Origin of the sequence: Pseudomonas sp. W22_MBD1_FP4 (genome assembly GCF_052113765.1) — a bacterium.
In the GTDB taxonomy this organism is placed as follows: domain Bacteria; phylum Pseudomonadota; class Gammaproteobacteria; order Pseudomonadales; family Pseudomonadaceae; genus Aquipseudomonas; species Aquipseudomonas sivasensis.
Window position 1 is genome coordinate 13,405 of record NZ_JBGQOI010000006.1, and the last position, 15,199, is coordinate 28,603.

General features: G+C 61.8%; 12 protein-coding genes. 1 reads left to right on the top strand and 11 read right to left on the bottom strand.

What is annotated here, in order from left to right; translation table 11 throughout:
• Window positions 1-5: 5 nt before the first annotated feature.
• From ACEN2T_RS09850 to ACEN2T_RS09895, 10 genes are all read right to left on the bottom strand, one after another.
• Window positions 6-1,334 (bottom strand): GH39 family glycosyl hydrolase, encoded by a 1,329-nt coding sequence (locus ACEN2T_RS09850; protein WP_095186473.1) that lies wholly within the window; start codon window positions 1,332-1,334, stop codon window positions 6-8.
• Window positions 1,324-2,514 (bottom strand): glycosyltransferase, encoded by a 1,191-nt coding sequence (locus tag ACEN2T_RS09855; protein WP_122681526.1) that lies wholly within the window; start codon window positions 2,512-2,514, stop codon window positions 1,324-1,326. Before ACEN2T_RS09855 ends, ACEN2T_RS09850 begins: the two co-directional genes overlap by 11 nt.
• Window positions 2,514-4,505 carry a GumC family protein gene (locus ACEN2T_RS09860; RefSeq protein WP_032888220.1) on the bottom strand — a complete coding sequence of 664 codons (1,992 nt, stop codon included), beginning with the start codon at window positions 4,503-4,505 and terminating at the stop codon, window positions 2,514-2,516. The genes ACEN2T_RS09855 and ACEN2T_RS09860 overlap by 1 nt, the downstream gene beginning before the upstream one ends.
• Before the next feature lie 14 nt (window positions 4,506-4,519).
• On the bottom strand, window positions 4,520-5,296 hold the full coding sequence (locus ACEN2T_RS09865) for a polysaccharide biosynthesis/export family protein (protein WP_032888222.1): 777 nt from the start codon (window positions 5,294-5,296) through the stop codon (window positions 4,520-4,522).
• A gap of 29 nt (window positions 5,297-5,325) precedes the next feature.
• Window positions 5,326-6,237: a glycosyltransferase family 2 protein gene (locus tag ACEN2T_RS09870; protein ID WP_032888224.1), complete on the bottom strand. Its 912-nt coding sequence runs from the start codon at window positions 6,235-6,237 to the stop codon at window positions 5,326-5,328.
• A gap of 1 nt (window position 6,238) precedes the next feature.
• Window positions 6,239-7,699, bottom strand: a complete 1,461-nt coding sequence (locus tag ACEN2T_RS09875; protein WP_099601520.1) for a mannose-1-phosphate guanylyltransferase/mannose-6-phosphate isomerase — start codon at window positions 7,697-7,699, stop codon at window positions 6,239-6,241.
• On the bottom strand, window positions 7,699-9,138 hold the full coding sequence (locus tag ACEN2T_RS09880) for an undecaprenyl-phosphate glucose phosphotransferase (RefSeq protein ID WP_095186468.1): 1,440 nt from the start codon (window positions 9,136-9,138) through the stop codon (window positions 7,699-7,701). The genes ACEN2T_RS09875 and ACEN2T_RS09880 overlap by 1 nt, the downstream gene beginning before the upstream one ends.
• A 430-nt stretch (window positions 9,139-9,568) precedes the next feature.
• Complete coding sequence (locus ACEN2T_RS09885) at window positions 9,569-12,055, bottom strand: TonB-dependent siderophore receptor (protein ID WP_122681522.1); 2,487 nt, start codon at window positions 12,053-12,055, stop codon at window positions 9,569-9,571.
• 105 nt (window positions 12,056-12,160) lie between these two features.
• Window positions 12,161-13,111 carry a FecR domain-containing protein gene (locus ACEN2T_RS09890; RefSeq protein WP_442116627.1) on the bottom strand — a complete coding sequence of 317 codons (951 nt, stop codon included), beginning with the start codon at window positions 13,109-13,111 and terminating at the stop codon, window positions 12,161-12,163.
• Window positions 13,098-13,613, bottom strand: coding sequence for a sigma-70 family RNA polymerase sigma factor (locus tag ACEN2T_RS09895; RefSeq protein ID WP_032888235.1), 516 nt, complete (start codon window positions 13,611-13,613; stop codon window positions 13,098-13,100). Before ACEN2T_RS09895 ends, ACEN2T_RS09890 begins: the two co-directional genes overlap by 14 nt.
• A gap of 158 nt (window positions 13,614-13,771) precedes the next feature.
• On the opposite strand from ACEN2T_RS09895, the gene ACEN2T_RS09900 reads away from it, so the two are divergent.
• Entirely contained in the window at window positions 13,772-14,401 is a 630-nt protein-coding gene (locus ACEN2T_RS09900) for a LysE family translocator (RefSeq protein ID WP_032888237.1), read from the top strand.
• A 50-nt stretch (window positions 14,402-14,451) separates the two neighbouring features.
• Here ACEN2T_RS09900 and inhA read toward each other — a convergent pair whose 3' ends face one another.
• Window positions 14,452-15,132, bottom strand: coding sequence for an isonitrile hydratase (inhA, locus tag ACEN2T_RS09905; RefSeq protein WP_032888239.1), 681 nt, complete (start codon window positions 15,130-15,132; stop codon window positions 14,452-14,454).
• Window positions 15,133-15,199: the final 67 nt, after the last annotated feature.

A 15,199-nucleotide genomic window follows, 5' to 3' on the forward strand; every position in this document is an offset into this window, starting at 1 on the left:
AGGCCTCACTCCCATAACAGTATTTGCAGATTTGGCTTGACCGTGATGGTCAGTCCGTTGGTGCCGCTCACCGGGGTTTGCGTGCCGCGCAGCGGGTCATACAGGGTCGCGCTGGCCAATCCTGGCAAGTGAGCGTCACCGCCCTGTGCCGACCAAAAAAACCATAACTTGCGACCGTCCGTGCGGGTCCAGCCGATGCTGAACAGGCCATCGGGCAATTGGTCGGCGGTGGGTGGGTCGCCGGGGATTAGCTTCGGCCCGCTGACGTCGAGAAAGTTTTTCAGCGCGGTGTAGACCGGCTTGGGGTTAGTGTCGATGTCCAGCAAACCGTAGGACTGGTCACGCACGCTGGCGCGCTGGTCCAGATCGCTCAAGGTAAACAGGAAGATCTTGTCGTAATCCATCGCGCTCATCAGCGCCAGGCGGCGTACTACGTAATCGGCCTGGGCCTGTGGGGTGATGATGTCCTGGGCGTCTTTGGGGCCGGTGTAGGTCGACCAACCCCATTCGGTGCTCCACAGGGTCTGCACACCGCCGGTGCGCAAGGCTTGGTTGAGTGCGGTGGTCTTGGCGATAAAGTCCAGGTTGGCGGGGTCGTTGCCTTCGGGCAATTGGGTGTAGGGGTGGTAGGAGATGACGGTATTCAGGCTAGCCACGCCGAGAGCGCCGAGGGCATCGAACATGGTCTGGCCGTTAGGCATTTCGCTGAAGAACGCCATACCGGCTGCGACCACCGGTTTGCTCGGGCTCATCGCTCGCAGCGCGGCGGCGGAGGTGGTCAGCAGCGTGGCGTAGCCGGCCGGATCGGCCACCGGACGCCAGAAGCCCAGCAGGTTAGGTTCATTCCACACTTGCCAGGCGTCCACGCTGGGGTAGCGCTGGGCGAGCAACGCCATGCGGTTGGCGAACACGTTCGGGTCCTTCGGCGGGTACTGGTCCTGATAGGGCGCACCCGCCGGTGCAGTGGTGGCAAACGGCGCCGAGCCGACCAGGTAAAACACCGACTTGAGCTGGTTGTCCTGCAGCTTGCCCACCAGTTGGTCCAGGGTTGCCACTTGGTACTGGCCCTCTACGGGTTCCAACTGATCCCAATGCAGGTCCAGGCGCACCCACTCCAAACCCAGCGCCTTGAGACGGTCGATCTGCTTCTGATAACGCTCGGGGCTGAACCATAGGAATTGCGCGTTCACCCCCAGGAAATCCTTCCATACCACCTCTTTGTTGCCCTTGAGCACATGGCTTTCTGCATCCGCCTGGCGCCCCCAAAAAAACGCAGTCAGGCCCAAGGCAGCGACCACGGCCAGGGTGGCGAAGTAGGTGCGTTTACGCGCCATGGCGGGCTCCTGAAATGGCGTCGCCAAACAGTGCGGCGAACTTCTGCGCGGTTAACGGCCACAAGCGCTCACGGCCGATTTCGCCGGCGCGTTCGGCCCAGTCTCGGGCCAACAGCGGTGTACGCGCCAGGCGCAGCAGTTGCTCGCTGAGCGCGGCCACGTCGCCTTCGGGGTAGATGGCGCCGTTGCCGCTGGCGACTTCTTCAGCAAACGCCCGGGCATCCGAGGTAATCGCTCCGCGCCCGCACGCCGCCGCCCAGGACAACGCGCCGCTGGTGCCGCGCTGGCGCCCGAGCAGGCCGAGTTTTTTCGATTCACGGTACGGCAGCACCATCACATGGTGCGCCTGAATGGTCTGGGCGATGTCGTCGGCCGGCAAGTTCAGCCGCCAATCGATAGCGTCCGTCAGGCCGAGGTCGGCGATCTGACTATTCAACTGCTCCAGGTAATTGCTGCCTGCGCCAAACGCCATTTCGGCGGCTGTGCCTCCGGCCAGGGTCAGGCGCACACGGTCTCGCAATTCAGGGGCTTGTTCGAACACGGCGGCCAGGGCCTGCAGCAGGTCCTCGATGCCTTTGCCCCGGTAGATAAAACCGAAGTACAGCAGGTGCAGCGTGTCCAGCGGCGGCAGCGGCACGGGTGGGATGGCCAGGTTAGCGTGGTTGATCACCGCGACTTTACCCGCCGGCAGTTGCATGCGCTGGCTCAGGCATTGGGCGCCCAGGCGAGTGAGGGTGATCAGCCGCGTCAGGCCTTTAGCGACCTGACGCTCTTCACGCAGGGTCAGTGGGTCGGCCAGCACGACCGCCGCCTGGGGCAGCGGGCTCGGCAAGCGGTCCAGCAGGTTCAACGGAAATGGCAACTGCTCGCGCCGCCACACGATCCGTTCCGGGTCATGCACGGTGGCGGTCAAGGGCAATGCCGGGTAGGTCTTGCGCAGTTCACGCAGGGCCAGAAACTCCCCCAGCCGCCCGCCGCCCAGCTCGGCGTGGACCAGGTCCACACTCTGCCAGTCGAATGCAGCGATAGCCTGCTTGATGGCCTCGCTGTTGCTCGCCACACCGGTCAACGGCGTCAGCACCGTTACGCCCAGGTGTTCCAGTGCCGTGCGGAAATGGTTCGCGTAGTCGGCGATCCCGTTTTTTTCCGGCGGCAATGGGGCGAGCAGGGCGATGCGCATCAGAACGCTCCCCGGTACTTGGCGATGAATTTAAGCACCTTGGCCGGCACTTCGAACTTACGCCGGTTGATGATGATGCCGTCCACCTTGCCGAATGCCGTGTTGAGGATCGACAGCGCGTGCTCGACCACGGGCACCGTGCTGGTATTCGCTTCCACCACCAGGGCGATCAGGTCGGCGCGGCGCAGGTTGATAAACGCATCGCGGTTATCCAGCAGCGCCGACGCGTCCAGCAGCACCACTTCGCCCGGCTTGGCAGGTTCAGCCCCGCCGACCCGCACGTTGATGCCGTTTTCCTGGAGCAACTGACGCAGGTGTTCCACCACAAAGGTCACCCCCTCGCCATGGCGCGCCGAGGTCAGCCCCAGCGTCATGCCTTGCTCGGCAATCCGCTCCAACTGCAGCAAACCGTACAGGCGGTAGATGCTTGCATTGAACGCGTTGGTGCCTTGGGCGGTGCTGGTGTCCAACTCCGGCAGGGTCGTCCACAGTGGCAGGCCGAACTTGCGTTCCACCAAACCACCGTCGTGGATGCGCTGGTCGAGCAGGTAGCAAAGGTAGATCACAAGCAGGCCGACGACGATCGCAAACGGAATCGCCAACAGCAGCATCACCAGGGTTTTCGGGAAGATGCGGCCGGGGTTCAGGGTGGCTTCTTCGATCACCGCGATGTTGCTGATCTGGCTGTTATCCAGCTCACGGTCGATACGCGATTTTTCCAGGTTGTCCACGTACAACGCGTAGTTGCGTTCGGCGGTGCTCAGCTCGCGGCCCAGGCGGGTCAACTCCGGTTCGATCTCCAGGGCTTGTTTGCGTTGAGCTTCAAGGTTGACCAGTTGCTTTTGCTGCTGGACCAGTTGAGTGCGCAGCGCCAGGTTATTGCTCGTTTCATCCAGCAGCACGCGCTGCAAGTGGATTTCCAGCGTGTTGGGCGCACGGTTTTCCGAGCTCTGCACGGTGTTGCTTTCGCTGGAGACGTGGGCCTGCATCGCGCGGATCGACGCATCCAGGGCTTTGACCGGCGGCGCGTTATCCGTGTAGGTGCGCATCATGTCAGCCTTTTCCAGCAGCTTCTGGTTGAGCAGGCGACGTAAGTCCTGCTGCTGCGGGTTCAGTGCGATCTGGCGAACCGTGGTCACCTCCTTGGGTTGGGTCTTGAGCTGCGTGCGAGTGCTCGCGATGGCGCTGTCGGAGGAGGCGATCAGGCGCGTGGTGTTGAACGTCTCGCCGCGCAATACGTTGATGCGCTCGGACAAGTCTTCCAGGCGATCAGTGATGCTGGCCGCACCGATCTCATTCAGGTGTGTGAGGATCTGCTCCTTGTAGCCCTTGATCTCCGTGGCGCTGGTGGACACCTGACCTTCATAGAACACATACAAACTCTTGCGCCCCAGAGCCTGGGTACGTTCGTTGATGTAGGTCTCGACCCAATCCTTGACCACCGCCTGGGCGATTTGCGGATCACCCCAGGTGAAGCTGATGTCCATCACCGTGGAACCGGCGGCGTGGCTCACTTCAAAGCTCTTTTCCAGGTTGGCGGCAAGGCGTTCCACCGGCGTGGTTTTTTCGATCACACCGACGCTTTCCAGCACCACGCGAATACCGTCGAACACCGCGCCGACGCCCTCCTTGACGGCGTGCTTGGTGCGCTTCCAGAAACCCTCCGGCGGCGGCGCATTGTTGATGACTTCCAGGTAGTGCTCGGCCACTGCACGCACGATAGGGCGCCCGGTCAGCAGGCGTTCTTCGTCGACAATCGGGTCGCGCTGGGTGCTGGGCATCACCAGCGCCTGACGATTACTGATCTCGATGGGCAGGGTCGAATCGCGGCCCGGTTTCACCAGCAGTCGAGCGGTGGATTCGTACTTGGCCGGCAGCAGGAACGCCCCCAGCAGTATGATCACCAACGCGGCAATGGCGGCCAGTTTGAACTCGCGCCGGAAGATGAAGAACAGGCGCAGCAGATCACGAAAAGAACGGATCTCGATCATAGGATGTCGCTCCTTTAGTTATTGCCGCCGCTGGTGCGTGTGTAGTTGTAGCCAACCCCAATGGACTTGGTGAACGGGATCAGTTGGTTCATGTAGGTATCCACTCCCTGGATGCGCTCGCCCACGTTGGATTTGGGCACGAACACCACATCGCCGCGTTGCAGGTGCACCGGTTTGCGCCCGTTGGGGCCGGTCTTGAGCAGTTGGCTGAAGTCCAGGAAATAGGCGCGATAGGCGCCCTGGGCATCTTCGCGCAGCAGCGCAACCATGCTGGCATTGCCCGCCGGGCTCACCCCGCCGGCGCCGATAATCGCCTGTTCCAGCGTGTTGGCCGTGGCGATCTGCACCGCCGTCGGGTTATTCACCGCGCCGCCGACAATGACCGAGCTGCCCGGCGCCTGATTGATGTTCACCGTCACACGCGGCTCGCGGTATGTCTGCGCGAGCTTGCCGGTCAGCTCTGTCGCCAGCTCCGAAGGCTGGCGCCCCGCAACCTGGATTGGCCCCAGGAACGGGTAGTTGATCTTGCCGTCGGTCTGCACGGTGTACAGCGTCAACTCGTAGATCGTGCTGACGTTGAACGCCGACAGCGTCGGCATCTCGCCGGCATCACGCACGATGCGCAACTGGTCGCCGATGCGGATGCGTTCCACCGCCGGTGGCAACTGGGCCAGTTGGTCGAGGGCGCGCTTGCCGTCCTCGACGGTCTGGCTGTCGGGCGGCACGATGCGCGCCGGTGTATTACAGGCGGCCAGAGCCATCATGGCCACGACGAGCAGGGTTCGTTTCATCAAGGGGGACTTCCTGTGGGTCATGATGCTCACCTCCAATAACCGGGAAACATGCTGATGCGCCGCTTGAGGGCGAGAGGCAGACGACGCTCAAGATGGCCCAGGCGGTAACCGAGCAATTTGAACGCGCTGCGCACCAGCACCTCCGGCACGCGGTGCAAGGCGCCGGCTTTGCGCAAGGCCGCGAGTTCAGCCATTACATAGCGTTTGCCTTCGCCACCCGCGTCGCCAAAGGCCTGCTTGATCCACGGCTCGCGGCCGTAGAACACGCCGATATCGAAGTAGCGGTGAAACTCGTCCATGAGTTTGTAATCGTGGGAGTGATGCACCAGCGCCGTAGCGGCGTAGCGCACCTTATAGCCGTCGAGAAGCATGCGCGCGGCGACGTAGGCGTCTTCGCTGCCGATCACGTCGGCGGGGAAACCACCCACCGCGTGCAGTGCGCTGCGTCGGTACACGGAGAATGAGTCGGAGCTGAAGCAGGTCTTGATCCCAAGCGTGGGCGCGTCGGCCAGGCTTTTGCTGCGGCTGTGCTCCGGGTAGTTGAAGTGTCGCGATTGCGCGCCCAGTACACCCGCGTCAGGGTGGGGGAGTTGGCGCCCATAGGCGACGCCATTGAGCGGGTCCTCCTGCAACTCGGCGAGCAGGTTGGCGAACGTCTCGGGCGTGGCGGGAATAGCGTCCTGGGTCATCACGAACAACGCGTCGCCGCCAACTTGCTCGCTGGCCCAACGGCGGGTGCCGCCGTGGTTGAAGTCACGGGCGTCGATCACTTCGACCCGTGCTCCGAACTCTCGAAAACGCGCCACGGTGTCATCGCTGGAGGCGCTGTCCACCACCAGCATTTCGTCCGGTTGCAGGGTTTGCATCTTCAGCGCCGGCAGCAGGCGTGCCAGGTGGCTGGATGCGTTACGGGTCGGGATGATCAAGGAGGTGCGCATGTCATTTTTTCACGTCGGCAGGCGCACGGCCGTAGATGTCGTCGAAGCGCACGATGTCGTCTTCACCCAGGTACTCGCCGCTCTGCACCTCGATCATCACCAGGTCGATGATGCCGGGGTTGGTCAGCCGGTGTTTGTGCCCGGCCGGAATGTAGGTGGACTCGTTGGCGTTGATCAGGAACTCCCGCTCGCCGTTGGTGATCTGCGCCGCGCCGCTGACCACCACCCAGTGCTCGCTGCGGTGGTGGTGCATCTGCAGCGACAACGACGCCTGGGGCTTGACCACGATGCGCTTGATCTTGAAGCGGCTGCTTTCCTCCAACACGGTGTAGGTGCCCCACGGCCGGGTGACGGTGCGGTGCAGGCTGTACGCCGGATGGTTCTGGCGCTTGAGCTCGGCGACGATGTAGCGCACGTCCTGGCTGCGGTGGGCGTCGGCGATCAGCAAGGCGTCGGGGGTGTCGACAATGATCAGGTCGCGCACGCCCACGGCGCCCAATACGCGCTTGGGTGAGTCGATGTAGCAGTTGTGTACGTCATGCAAAATTGCTTCGCCATTGACCTGGTTGCCCTGGGCGTCGCTGGGGGTGAGCTGGCGCAGGGCTTCCCACGAGCCGATATCGCTCCAGCCAATGTCACAGGGCACCACGGCCACTTGGTTGGACTTTTCCATCAGTGCCACATCGATGGAAACATCCGGCGCAGTGGCGAAGGCGTCGGCGTCCAACTCACGCTGGCGCGAGGTTTTGTTTTGCAGGCTCTGGCTGCGCTCCAGCGCGGCGCGTGCGGCGTCCAGCACGTCCGGGGCATGGGTGGCCAGTTCATCTACCAGGGTGCTGGCCTTAAAGCAGAACATGCCGGCATTCCACAGGTGCTTGCCGCCGTCGAGGTAGCCTTGGGCGGTGGCCAAGTCGGGTTTCTCGACGAAGCGTTTTACGCGGTTACCGTGGCTCAGTTTTTCGCCCTGTTCGATGTAGCCGAAGCCGGTTTCCGCATGGTCGGGCTGGATGCCGAAGGTCACCAGGTAGCCGGCTTCGGCCAGGTCGCGGGCCTGAGTCACGGCCTCGGCGAACGCGGCTTCATTGAGGATCAAATGGTCGGCGGGCATCACCAGCAACTGCGCGTCGCCGCCGAAATGTTCCTGCACATGCAACGCTGCCACGGCGATGGCCGCCGCTGTGTTGCGGCCGAACGGTTCCAGCAACAGGTCCAGGGGCAGGTGGGCGTTGTTGACCGGTCGGTAGTCATCCAGGGTGCGGAACAGCAGGTCGCGATTGGTCACCGTCAGCACGCTTTCCACCCCAGGCAATTTGGCTGCGCGCTGAAAGGTTTTTTGCAGCAGGCTCTGGCCGTCACGCATGCGCATGAAGGGCTTGGGCATGTTCTGTCGCGACACCGGCCACAGCCGTGTGCCCGAACCACCGGAAACGATGCAGGGAATTAATCCGTTGAGGGTATTCATCAATAGACTTCCTTGGTGGAAAGGACGGCGGGGACCGTCATGAAGACGATGTACAGGTCAAACCACACCGACCATTTGGAGATGTACTCCAGGTCGTATTCGACGCGTTTCTGGATCTTGAACAGCGTGTCGGTTTCACCCCGGTAGCCATTGATCTGCGCCCAGCCGGTGATGCCTGGCTTCACGCGGTGGCGCGAGCTGTACTCGCTCACCGCCACTTCGAACGGGACACCGGCGGCCTTGGTCGCCGTGGCGTGCGGGCGCGGGCCGACCATCGACATGTTGCCCAGCAGCACGTTGAACAACTGCGGCAGCTCGTCGATGCTGGTCTTGCGGATGATGCGGCCCACCCGAGTGATGCGTGGGTCCTGGCGAGTGGTCTGGCGTTCGGCGGTGAAGTCGCTCTGGTCGGTGTACATCGAGCGGAACTTGAAGACGCGGATTTCGTTGTCGTTGTAGCCGTAACGGTTTTGGCGGAACAGCACCGGGCCCTTGGAATCGAGTTTGATCGCAATCGCCGTGACCACCATCACCGGCGACAGACACACCAGCGCCAGGCTGGCGAGGAAGCAATCCTCCAAGCGCTTAATCACCGGCGACCAGCCGCGCAACGGCAGTTGCGAGGTGTTGAACATCAGGATGCCGCCGACGTCGGTGATTTTGCTGTGGCCGTAGCGCAAGGCGGCCATGTCGGGCACCAGCATCACGTTCACCGACAGCTGCCGCAGGCGATTGACCAGCCCATGAATGCGCTGCTCGGCGGCCCAAGGCAGGCAGATCATCACCTGGTTGACCTGCTCGGCGCGGATCAGTTTTTCCAGGTCACGGGTGTTTCCCAGCAAGGGCAGGCGGCTCAATTCCTTGGGGATGCGTTCGGTGCGGTCGTCGATAAAACCGATCAGCCCGGAACGGATATCGCCGTTGCGTTGCAGGTGGTCGGCCACATGCACGGCGGTGTCGGTAAAGCCCAGGATCACCGTGCGTTGAAGGTATTTGCCCTTGCGCATCAGGTGGCGGTACAGGCGCAGCATCAGCAGGCGTTCCAGGCAGAACAAGCAGAGGCTGGCGACGTACCACGCCACCAGGTTGCGCGGGGTCAATAGCGGGAAAAACTGCAGGATCTGGTACATGAACAGCAGGATGCAAAACGCCGCCGACCAGGCTTTGATCTTGGTTTTCAGACGCAGCCGGTTGCTGAATAACTCTTCGGAATAGATGCCCAGGGCCTGGAACAAAATGATCGTCAGGACCGCGAAAAATACCAATAGGCCGAGGAAATGACCGCGTAGCTCTGGGTCCATCGGGTCGATGAAAATCACCAGGACCAACGGGGGCAAAATGGCGCTCAGGCCATGTATGAATTTGACGAAAACAACAAAGAACTCAACAAAACCGGCACGCGTTAAAAACAGACTGTCGACGGACGACTTTTCTCGCATAAAACATCCCTCATTGCACTCCAGTCGCGCTTGTTCGATTGTTTGTTCAATAAAGCAACGGGTTGCTTTAAAGGCACTTCGAACTACGGCTACGCTGGGTAATACGCAACTATCCATTCAAAAAAATAAATCCATTTGAATGCTTTTCGCGGGGGTAGTGACTTAAGGAGTGTTTCCTTCATAGTGCTAGTCAACGGATTGACGATGTTGCGGGGCATGCAGGATAGACGGGTTAATCAGTCTTTTTATCGGCATTTTATTGACATTCCTTGTCCGAACACTCGGTGATGGGTGTGTTTTTGAGTGTAGGAATAAATGTGAGATTTTTCCTGCTTAACGGGAAAACCTTTTTATGAGCGAGGTAGGAAAGGGGGACAAAGAGGGCGTGGCAAGGCGCACTAAGTGCCTTGCCACTGGGGCTTTCGCGGGATTAGAAGTTGCCTTTCAAACTCACCGAAAAATTACGCGGTTCGCCATAAAAGTTTCCCCAAGAGGCGGTACCCACGGTGTTGTAGTAGGTTTTATCAAACAGATTGTTGCCGTTGAGCGCTACGGTCCAGGTGTCATCCACGCGGTAGGCCAGGCGCGCATTCCAAGTGGCGTAACCGGGCTGTTCGAGCTTAATGGTCTGCACACGATAGTTGCTGCTCTGGGCGTTGACCCCAGTGCCGACGCTCCATTTCGATAGCGCGCCGTCGAGTTGGTAATCGCCCCACAAACGCAGCATGTGGCGGGGCACGTAGGTGTTGGAAACGCCACCTTCCTTCGCGACTTCGATGTTGCTCAGGGACTTGGTCTGGGTGTAGGTATAGCCGCCGAACAGCTGTAGGCGTTCCAGCACTTCACCACTGATTTCGGCCTCTATGCCCTGGGCGCGCACCTTGCCTTTGTCGGTGTAGCAATAGCCATCGGCGGAGGTCGCGCATTGGGTGGTGTAGTCGGATTCGGCGCCGTTTTTCTCAAGGGCGCGGAACAGCGCCAGGGAGCTGTTGAGGCGTCCGTCGAACCATTCGCCCTTGATGCCCAACTCGTAGTTGTCGCCGATCTTCGGCTTGAGCGCAGCGCCGTCGACGGTAGCGTAGGAACTCTGCGGCTGGAAGATATCCGCATAGCTGGCGTACACCGACAGGTGCTCATTGAGGTCGTAGATCAGCGCGGCAAACGGTGTGACTTCGCCGGTTTCCCGAGTGCGTGCATCCTGCGAAGCCCATTCGCCCCAGGCCAGGTTGTAGGATTGGCGACGGTTCTCGTACCAACTGACGCGGCTGCCGACGATTAACATCAGCGGCTCGGCCAAGCGCAGGCGCAATGTGGCATAGGTGCCGTATTGGGTAGCGGTCTCCTTGACCGTGCCGCCACGGTACATGTTCGGCCAGAAGGTGCTGTCGGCCGGTTCCGGGAAGTGACGATTAGGTTGGTAGATGCTCTGGCGCAAGGCCAGGCTCTGGATCGCGTAGACATCGTCCTGAGTGCCACGGCTGCCGTTGGCGCCGAGGATCAACTCATGTTCCAGGCCGAAGGCTTCGAACGTGCCATCGACGTAGGCGTCGAGGCCGAAGTCCTTGTGGTTGTAGTCCATCAATGCTGCATAGGAACCGGCCGTGGGTGCCGGATCACCGTAGGCGATCGTGCCTTCGCTGGCAGCGTACTTGGTGTCTTGCAGATTGCGGCTGTGCACCGCCGACACCTTGAGTTTCCAGTCATCGTTGAATTGATGGGTCAAGTCGGCAAAGAACGTGGTACGCCGGCTTTGCCAGTCGTTCCAGGACTGGCCCAGACAAGTGGAGCGGCTGAGGTTGGCGCTTTTGCCATCGGCGTAGCGAGGCAGGCCGCCCCAGCAAGGTGTGGCGTCCACGTCTTCGTAACTGGCGCCGACGCCCAGGGTGGTTTCGGGGCTGAGGTCGATGTCCAGCGCGCCGTAGAACGCTTGGTCCTGGCGCTTCTGGATGTCCATGTAAGAGCCGCGCTCCTGCTGGCTGATCGCTGCGCGGCCGCGAATAGTACCGCTGTCATTCAACGGGCCGCCGGTGTCGACGTCGGCGCGGTAGTTGTCCCAGGTGCCGGCGGACAACGACAGGCTGCTGGTGGGATTGGCCTGGGGTCGCTTGCGCACGAAGTTCACCGCGCCGCTGGCGGTGCCGGCGCCCTTGAGCATCCCGGCCGCACCCTTGAGCACTTCCACTCGGTCGTAGATCGCCATGTTGGCGCTGAAACTGTCGGCTTGTACGTAGTCTTTGCCCATGTCCAACGGCACGCCGTCGTACTGGTACTGGCCGAGCATCTTGAAGCCACGGGAATAGAAGTACTTGCCGCCCATGGGCGACTCGTAGGTGGTGATCCCCGGCGTGCGTTCCATCACATCGTCGATGGTGGTGAGGTTCTGGTCATCCATGAGTTGGCGGGTCAGCACACTGACCGACTGCGGCGTTTCCCTCAGGCTGTGTTCGCCTTTGCCAATGGTCACTGCGCCGGTGGTGTACGAACCGGTGCCGTCGGTGATGACGCCCAAGCGCTCGCCGGTGACCATCGTGGCGCCCAGGTTCAGAGCGCCGGTTTCGGCCACTTCGGGCAGCAGCAACCACGTGTTGTTGCCCTGGCGCTGGGCTTCCAGGCCTTGGCCTCGCAACAACTGGCCGAGGGCCTGTTGCGGGTCGAAGCGGCCGTTGAGGCCTGGGCTGGCCTTGCCGGCGACGCTGGTGGCGTCATACGACAGGCTGATACTGGCCTGACGGGCGAACTGGTCCAGCGCATCGGCCAGGGAGCCGGCGGCGATATGCCAGTCGCGGGCCTGGATGTCACTGGCTGGGGTTTGAGCCATCACGGCCAATGGCACAGCCGCGCCACTCAGGCAGGCGCCGAGCAAAGCGGCCTGCGCTGCGCGTTTGAGGGGGGAACGTTGGGAGGGGAACGCTTGCATGACCGCGGGATGCTCCTGAAGGAAGTGAACAGAACCGGCCTGTTGATCGGCCTTTCCTAACAGGTCGAGCGGTAATGCGAATTCACCTCATTTATTTTTGAAGGGTTATACGCGGGGTGAAACAGTCACCCAATAACGGCTGCGGTAGGTGACGTCGACCTTGAGTGAATGCGCCACCAGGCTGAGCACTTGATCGGTATCGTCCAACTGATAGGTGCCCGACACGCGCATCCCGGCGACCGCTTCGCTGCACCGCAGCAGGCCGTTTCGATAGCGCCCCAGCTCGGCGAGGAAGTTATCCAGGCGCATGTTGTGGGCGCTGATCACGCCATCGCTCCAGGCCCAAGGGTCGAGTCCATTGGCGAGGGGAGGGCGGATGCCATTGCGGTCGAACAGCACCTGTTTGCCCGGCTTTATCAACTGCTGTGCGTGGGTGTCGTGACGGTCGGCAAACAGCGCCACGCTGCCCTGTTGCACGGCGAGCAATGTGCCTTGGGCGTCTTCGCGTACCAGGAAGCGGGTGCCAATGGCGCGCAAGTAACCGTCGCGGGTCTGCACCCAGAAAGGTCGGCTGTCGACGCCGGTATTGACCAGGATTTCACCCTGACGCAGGTGCACCAGGCGCCGCTCTTGATTGAACGCCGTATCGAAAGCGCTGGCGCTGTTGAGCTGGATGTTGCTGCCATCGTTCAGCGCCACCCAGCGTCGTTCGCCGGTGACGGTACGGTAATCGGCCATCAGGGCCGGCAGCGGCGTGTAGTCGCGGCCAAGCCAGGTCAAACCGGCTGCGCCGGCCATCAGCCCGAGCAGTTTCAAGCCATCACGACGGCTGATGCGTTGGCGCGCACCCCGCAGGGCATGGCGCCCGACCTGGGCCGGTAGTTGGCTGAAGTCGTCATTCATCGTCGCCACCCGCTGCCACACTTGCTGGTGTTCGGCGCTGGTGTGCAGCCAGCGGTCAAATGCGGCGGTGCTGGCGTCGTCGGCTGTGTTGAAGCGCAGCGTGATCATCCACTGGATGGCCTGGTCTACGAGGCGCGGGTCATAGTTCGGCATAACGCAACCGATAACAGGCGTGCAGCGCCTTGGACAGGTCGCGCTCCACGGTCGCTTTGGACACGCCCAGACGCAGGGCGATCTGGGCGCAGGTCAGGCCATCAAGTTGGGCCAACAGGAACGCTTCGCGCACGCGCGGCTTGAGTTGGTCGAGCAGGCGGTCGATACGTTCGAGGCTGTCGAGGATCAGCCGCCGGGTTTCCTCCGACGGCACTTCAGCCTGCGGAAAATGCGCGAGGCTTTCGAGGTAGGCACGCTCCAGTTCACGGCGCCGGTACTGGTCGATCATCAGGCTGCGCGCGATGCTGCTCAGGTACGCGCGCGGCTGCTGCACCGTCTGCTGCTTGCGCGCATTGAGCAGGCGCACGAAGGTTTCCTGGGCCAGGTCGGCGGCATGCTCACGGCAACCGGTGCGCCGACTCAACCAGCCGCGCAACCACGAATGATGGGCATGGTACAGCTGGCCGATGGCGGCATGGTCCAGTGGGTGATCGCTCGACATGGGCATCCTGGCGCAGCAGTCTTAATTGATAATGTTTCGCATTCTAGACGTTGGTCGTGGCGTTGAGCAATCACTGGCAAGCAATGTATCCAGCACAATTTTTTGTTTGCCCAAGGCGCGCCGATTAGTCTGCGGGCTTTCCTGGTGGAGGGCTGAGCATGATCGACGTGGCGACCCTGGCGATATTTTCCGGTGCCGTGGTGCTGTTGTTGCTATCACCGGGGCCGAACATGGCTTTTGTCATCAGCCATGGCGTGACCCACGGCTGGCGCGGAGCAATGGCGTCGGCGTTGGGCATCTGTGTGGCGGACCTGCTGCTGACGGTATTGACCGCCAGCGGGGTGACGGCGCTGGTCGCCAGTTGGCCGCCATCCTTTGATGTGATCCGCTATGCGGGAGTGATCTACCTGCTGTGGCTGGTGTTCAAGACCTTGCAGAAAAGCCCTGGCCTGGACATGGCTCACATCAACCGCGTGGCCTTGGGCCAAGTCTGTTGGCAGGCGATGCTCAACAGCTTGCTCAACCCTAAGGCGTTGCTGTTTTTTCTGGTATTCCTGCCGCAGTTTGTAAGGCCCGAGGCCGGGCCCATTGCCATGCAGTTGATGGTGCTCGGCGGTGTGCTGACTGTGATTGCCGGTGTATTTCACGTACTGCTGGGGTGTTTTGGCGGGGCGCTCAGCCGGTTCTTTGCCAGGCGTTCGAACAGCGCCTGGCTACAGAAGTGGGGATTGGCGACGGTACTGATGCTGCTGGCGGTGCGCCTGGCGGTGATGTCTCGTCCTAACTGATCTTGGGCGGCGGGGAGCACGCCAGGCAGAGCTAGCGGCGCGCGTCCATGTCAGCCCAACCGCGCCGCCGCCCGTGCGGTGATCTCACCGCGCACCCTGCGCGATTCCAGCGTGCGCTTCTTCGCCTCTTCCAGCACATGCGCAGGCGCCGTCTGCGGGCTGCCCGAATCGAACGGCGGTGCCGGTGCATATTCGATCTGCAACTGCACCAGTTGCGCCGCCGCTTCGCTGTATAACTCGGCCGCCAGCACCAGCGCGAAGTCGATCCCCGCAGTGATTCCACCCCCGGTAAACAGGTTGCCGTCACGCACTACGCGCTCCTGCACCGGGATAGCACCGAGGGGGGCGAGCATGTCGTGGTAGGCCCAGTGGGTGGTGGCCTTGCGGCCGCGCAGCAGACCCGCCGCGCCGAGTACCAGCGAGCCGGTGCACACCGAGGTCACATAGCGTGCGGTCTGAGCCTGGGTCTTGAGGAAATCCAGGGTGGCCGGGTCTTCCATCAGCGCACCCACGCCGGAACCGCCGGGCACGCAGAGCACATCCAGATTGGGGCAGTCGGCGTAGGTGGTGGTCGGTGTAAACACCAACCCAGTGCTGGAGGTGACCGGCGCCAGGTCTTTCCACACCAGGTGCAATTTCACGTCCGGCAGAGAACCCAGCACGTCATAGGGGCCGGTCAGGTCCAGTTGCTGGATGCCGGGAAACAACACAAAGCCGATCTGCAAGGTCATCAGGGATGCTCCGATAAAGAGGTGGACGGCTTCACTCTAGAGGCCTAGGCTTTGGCGAATACGCCAT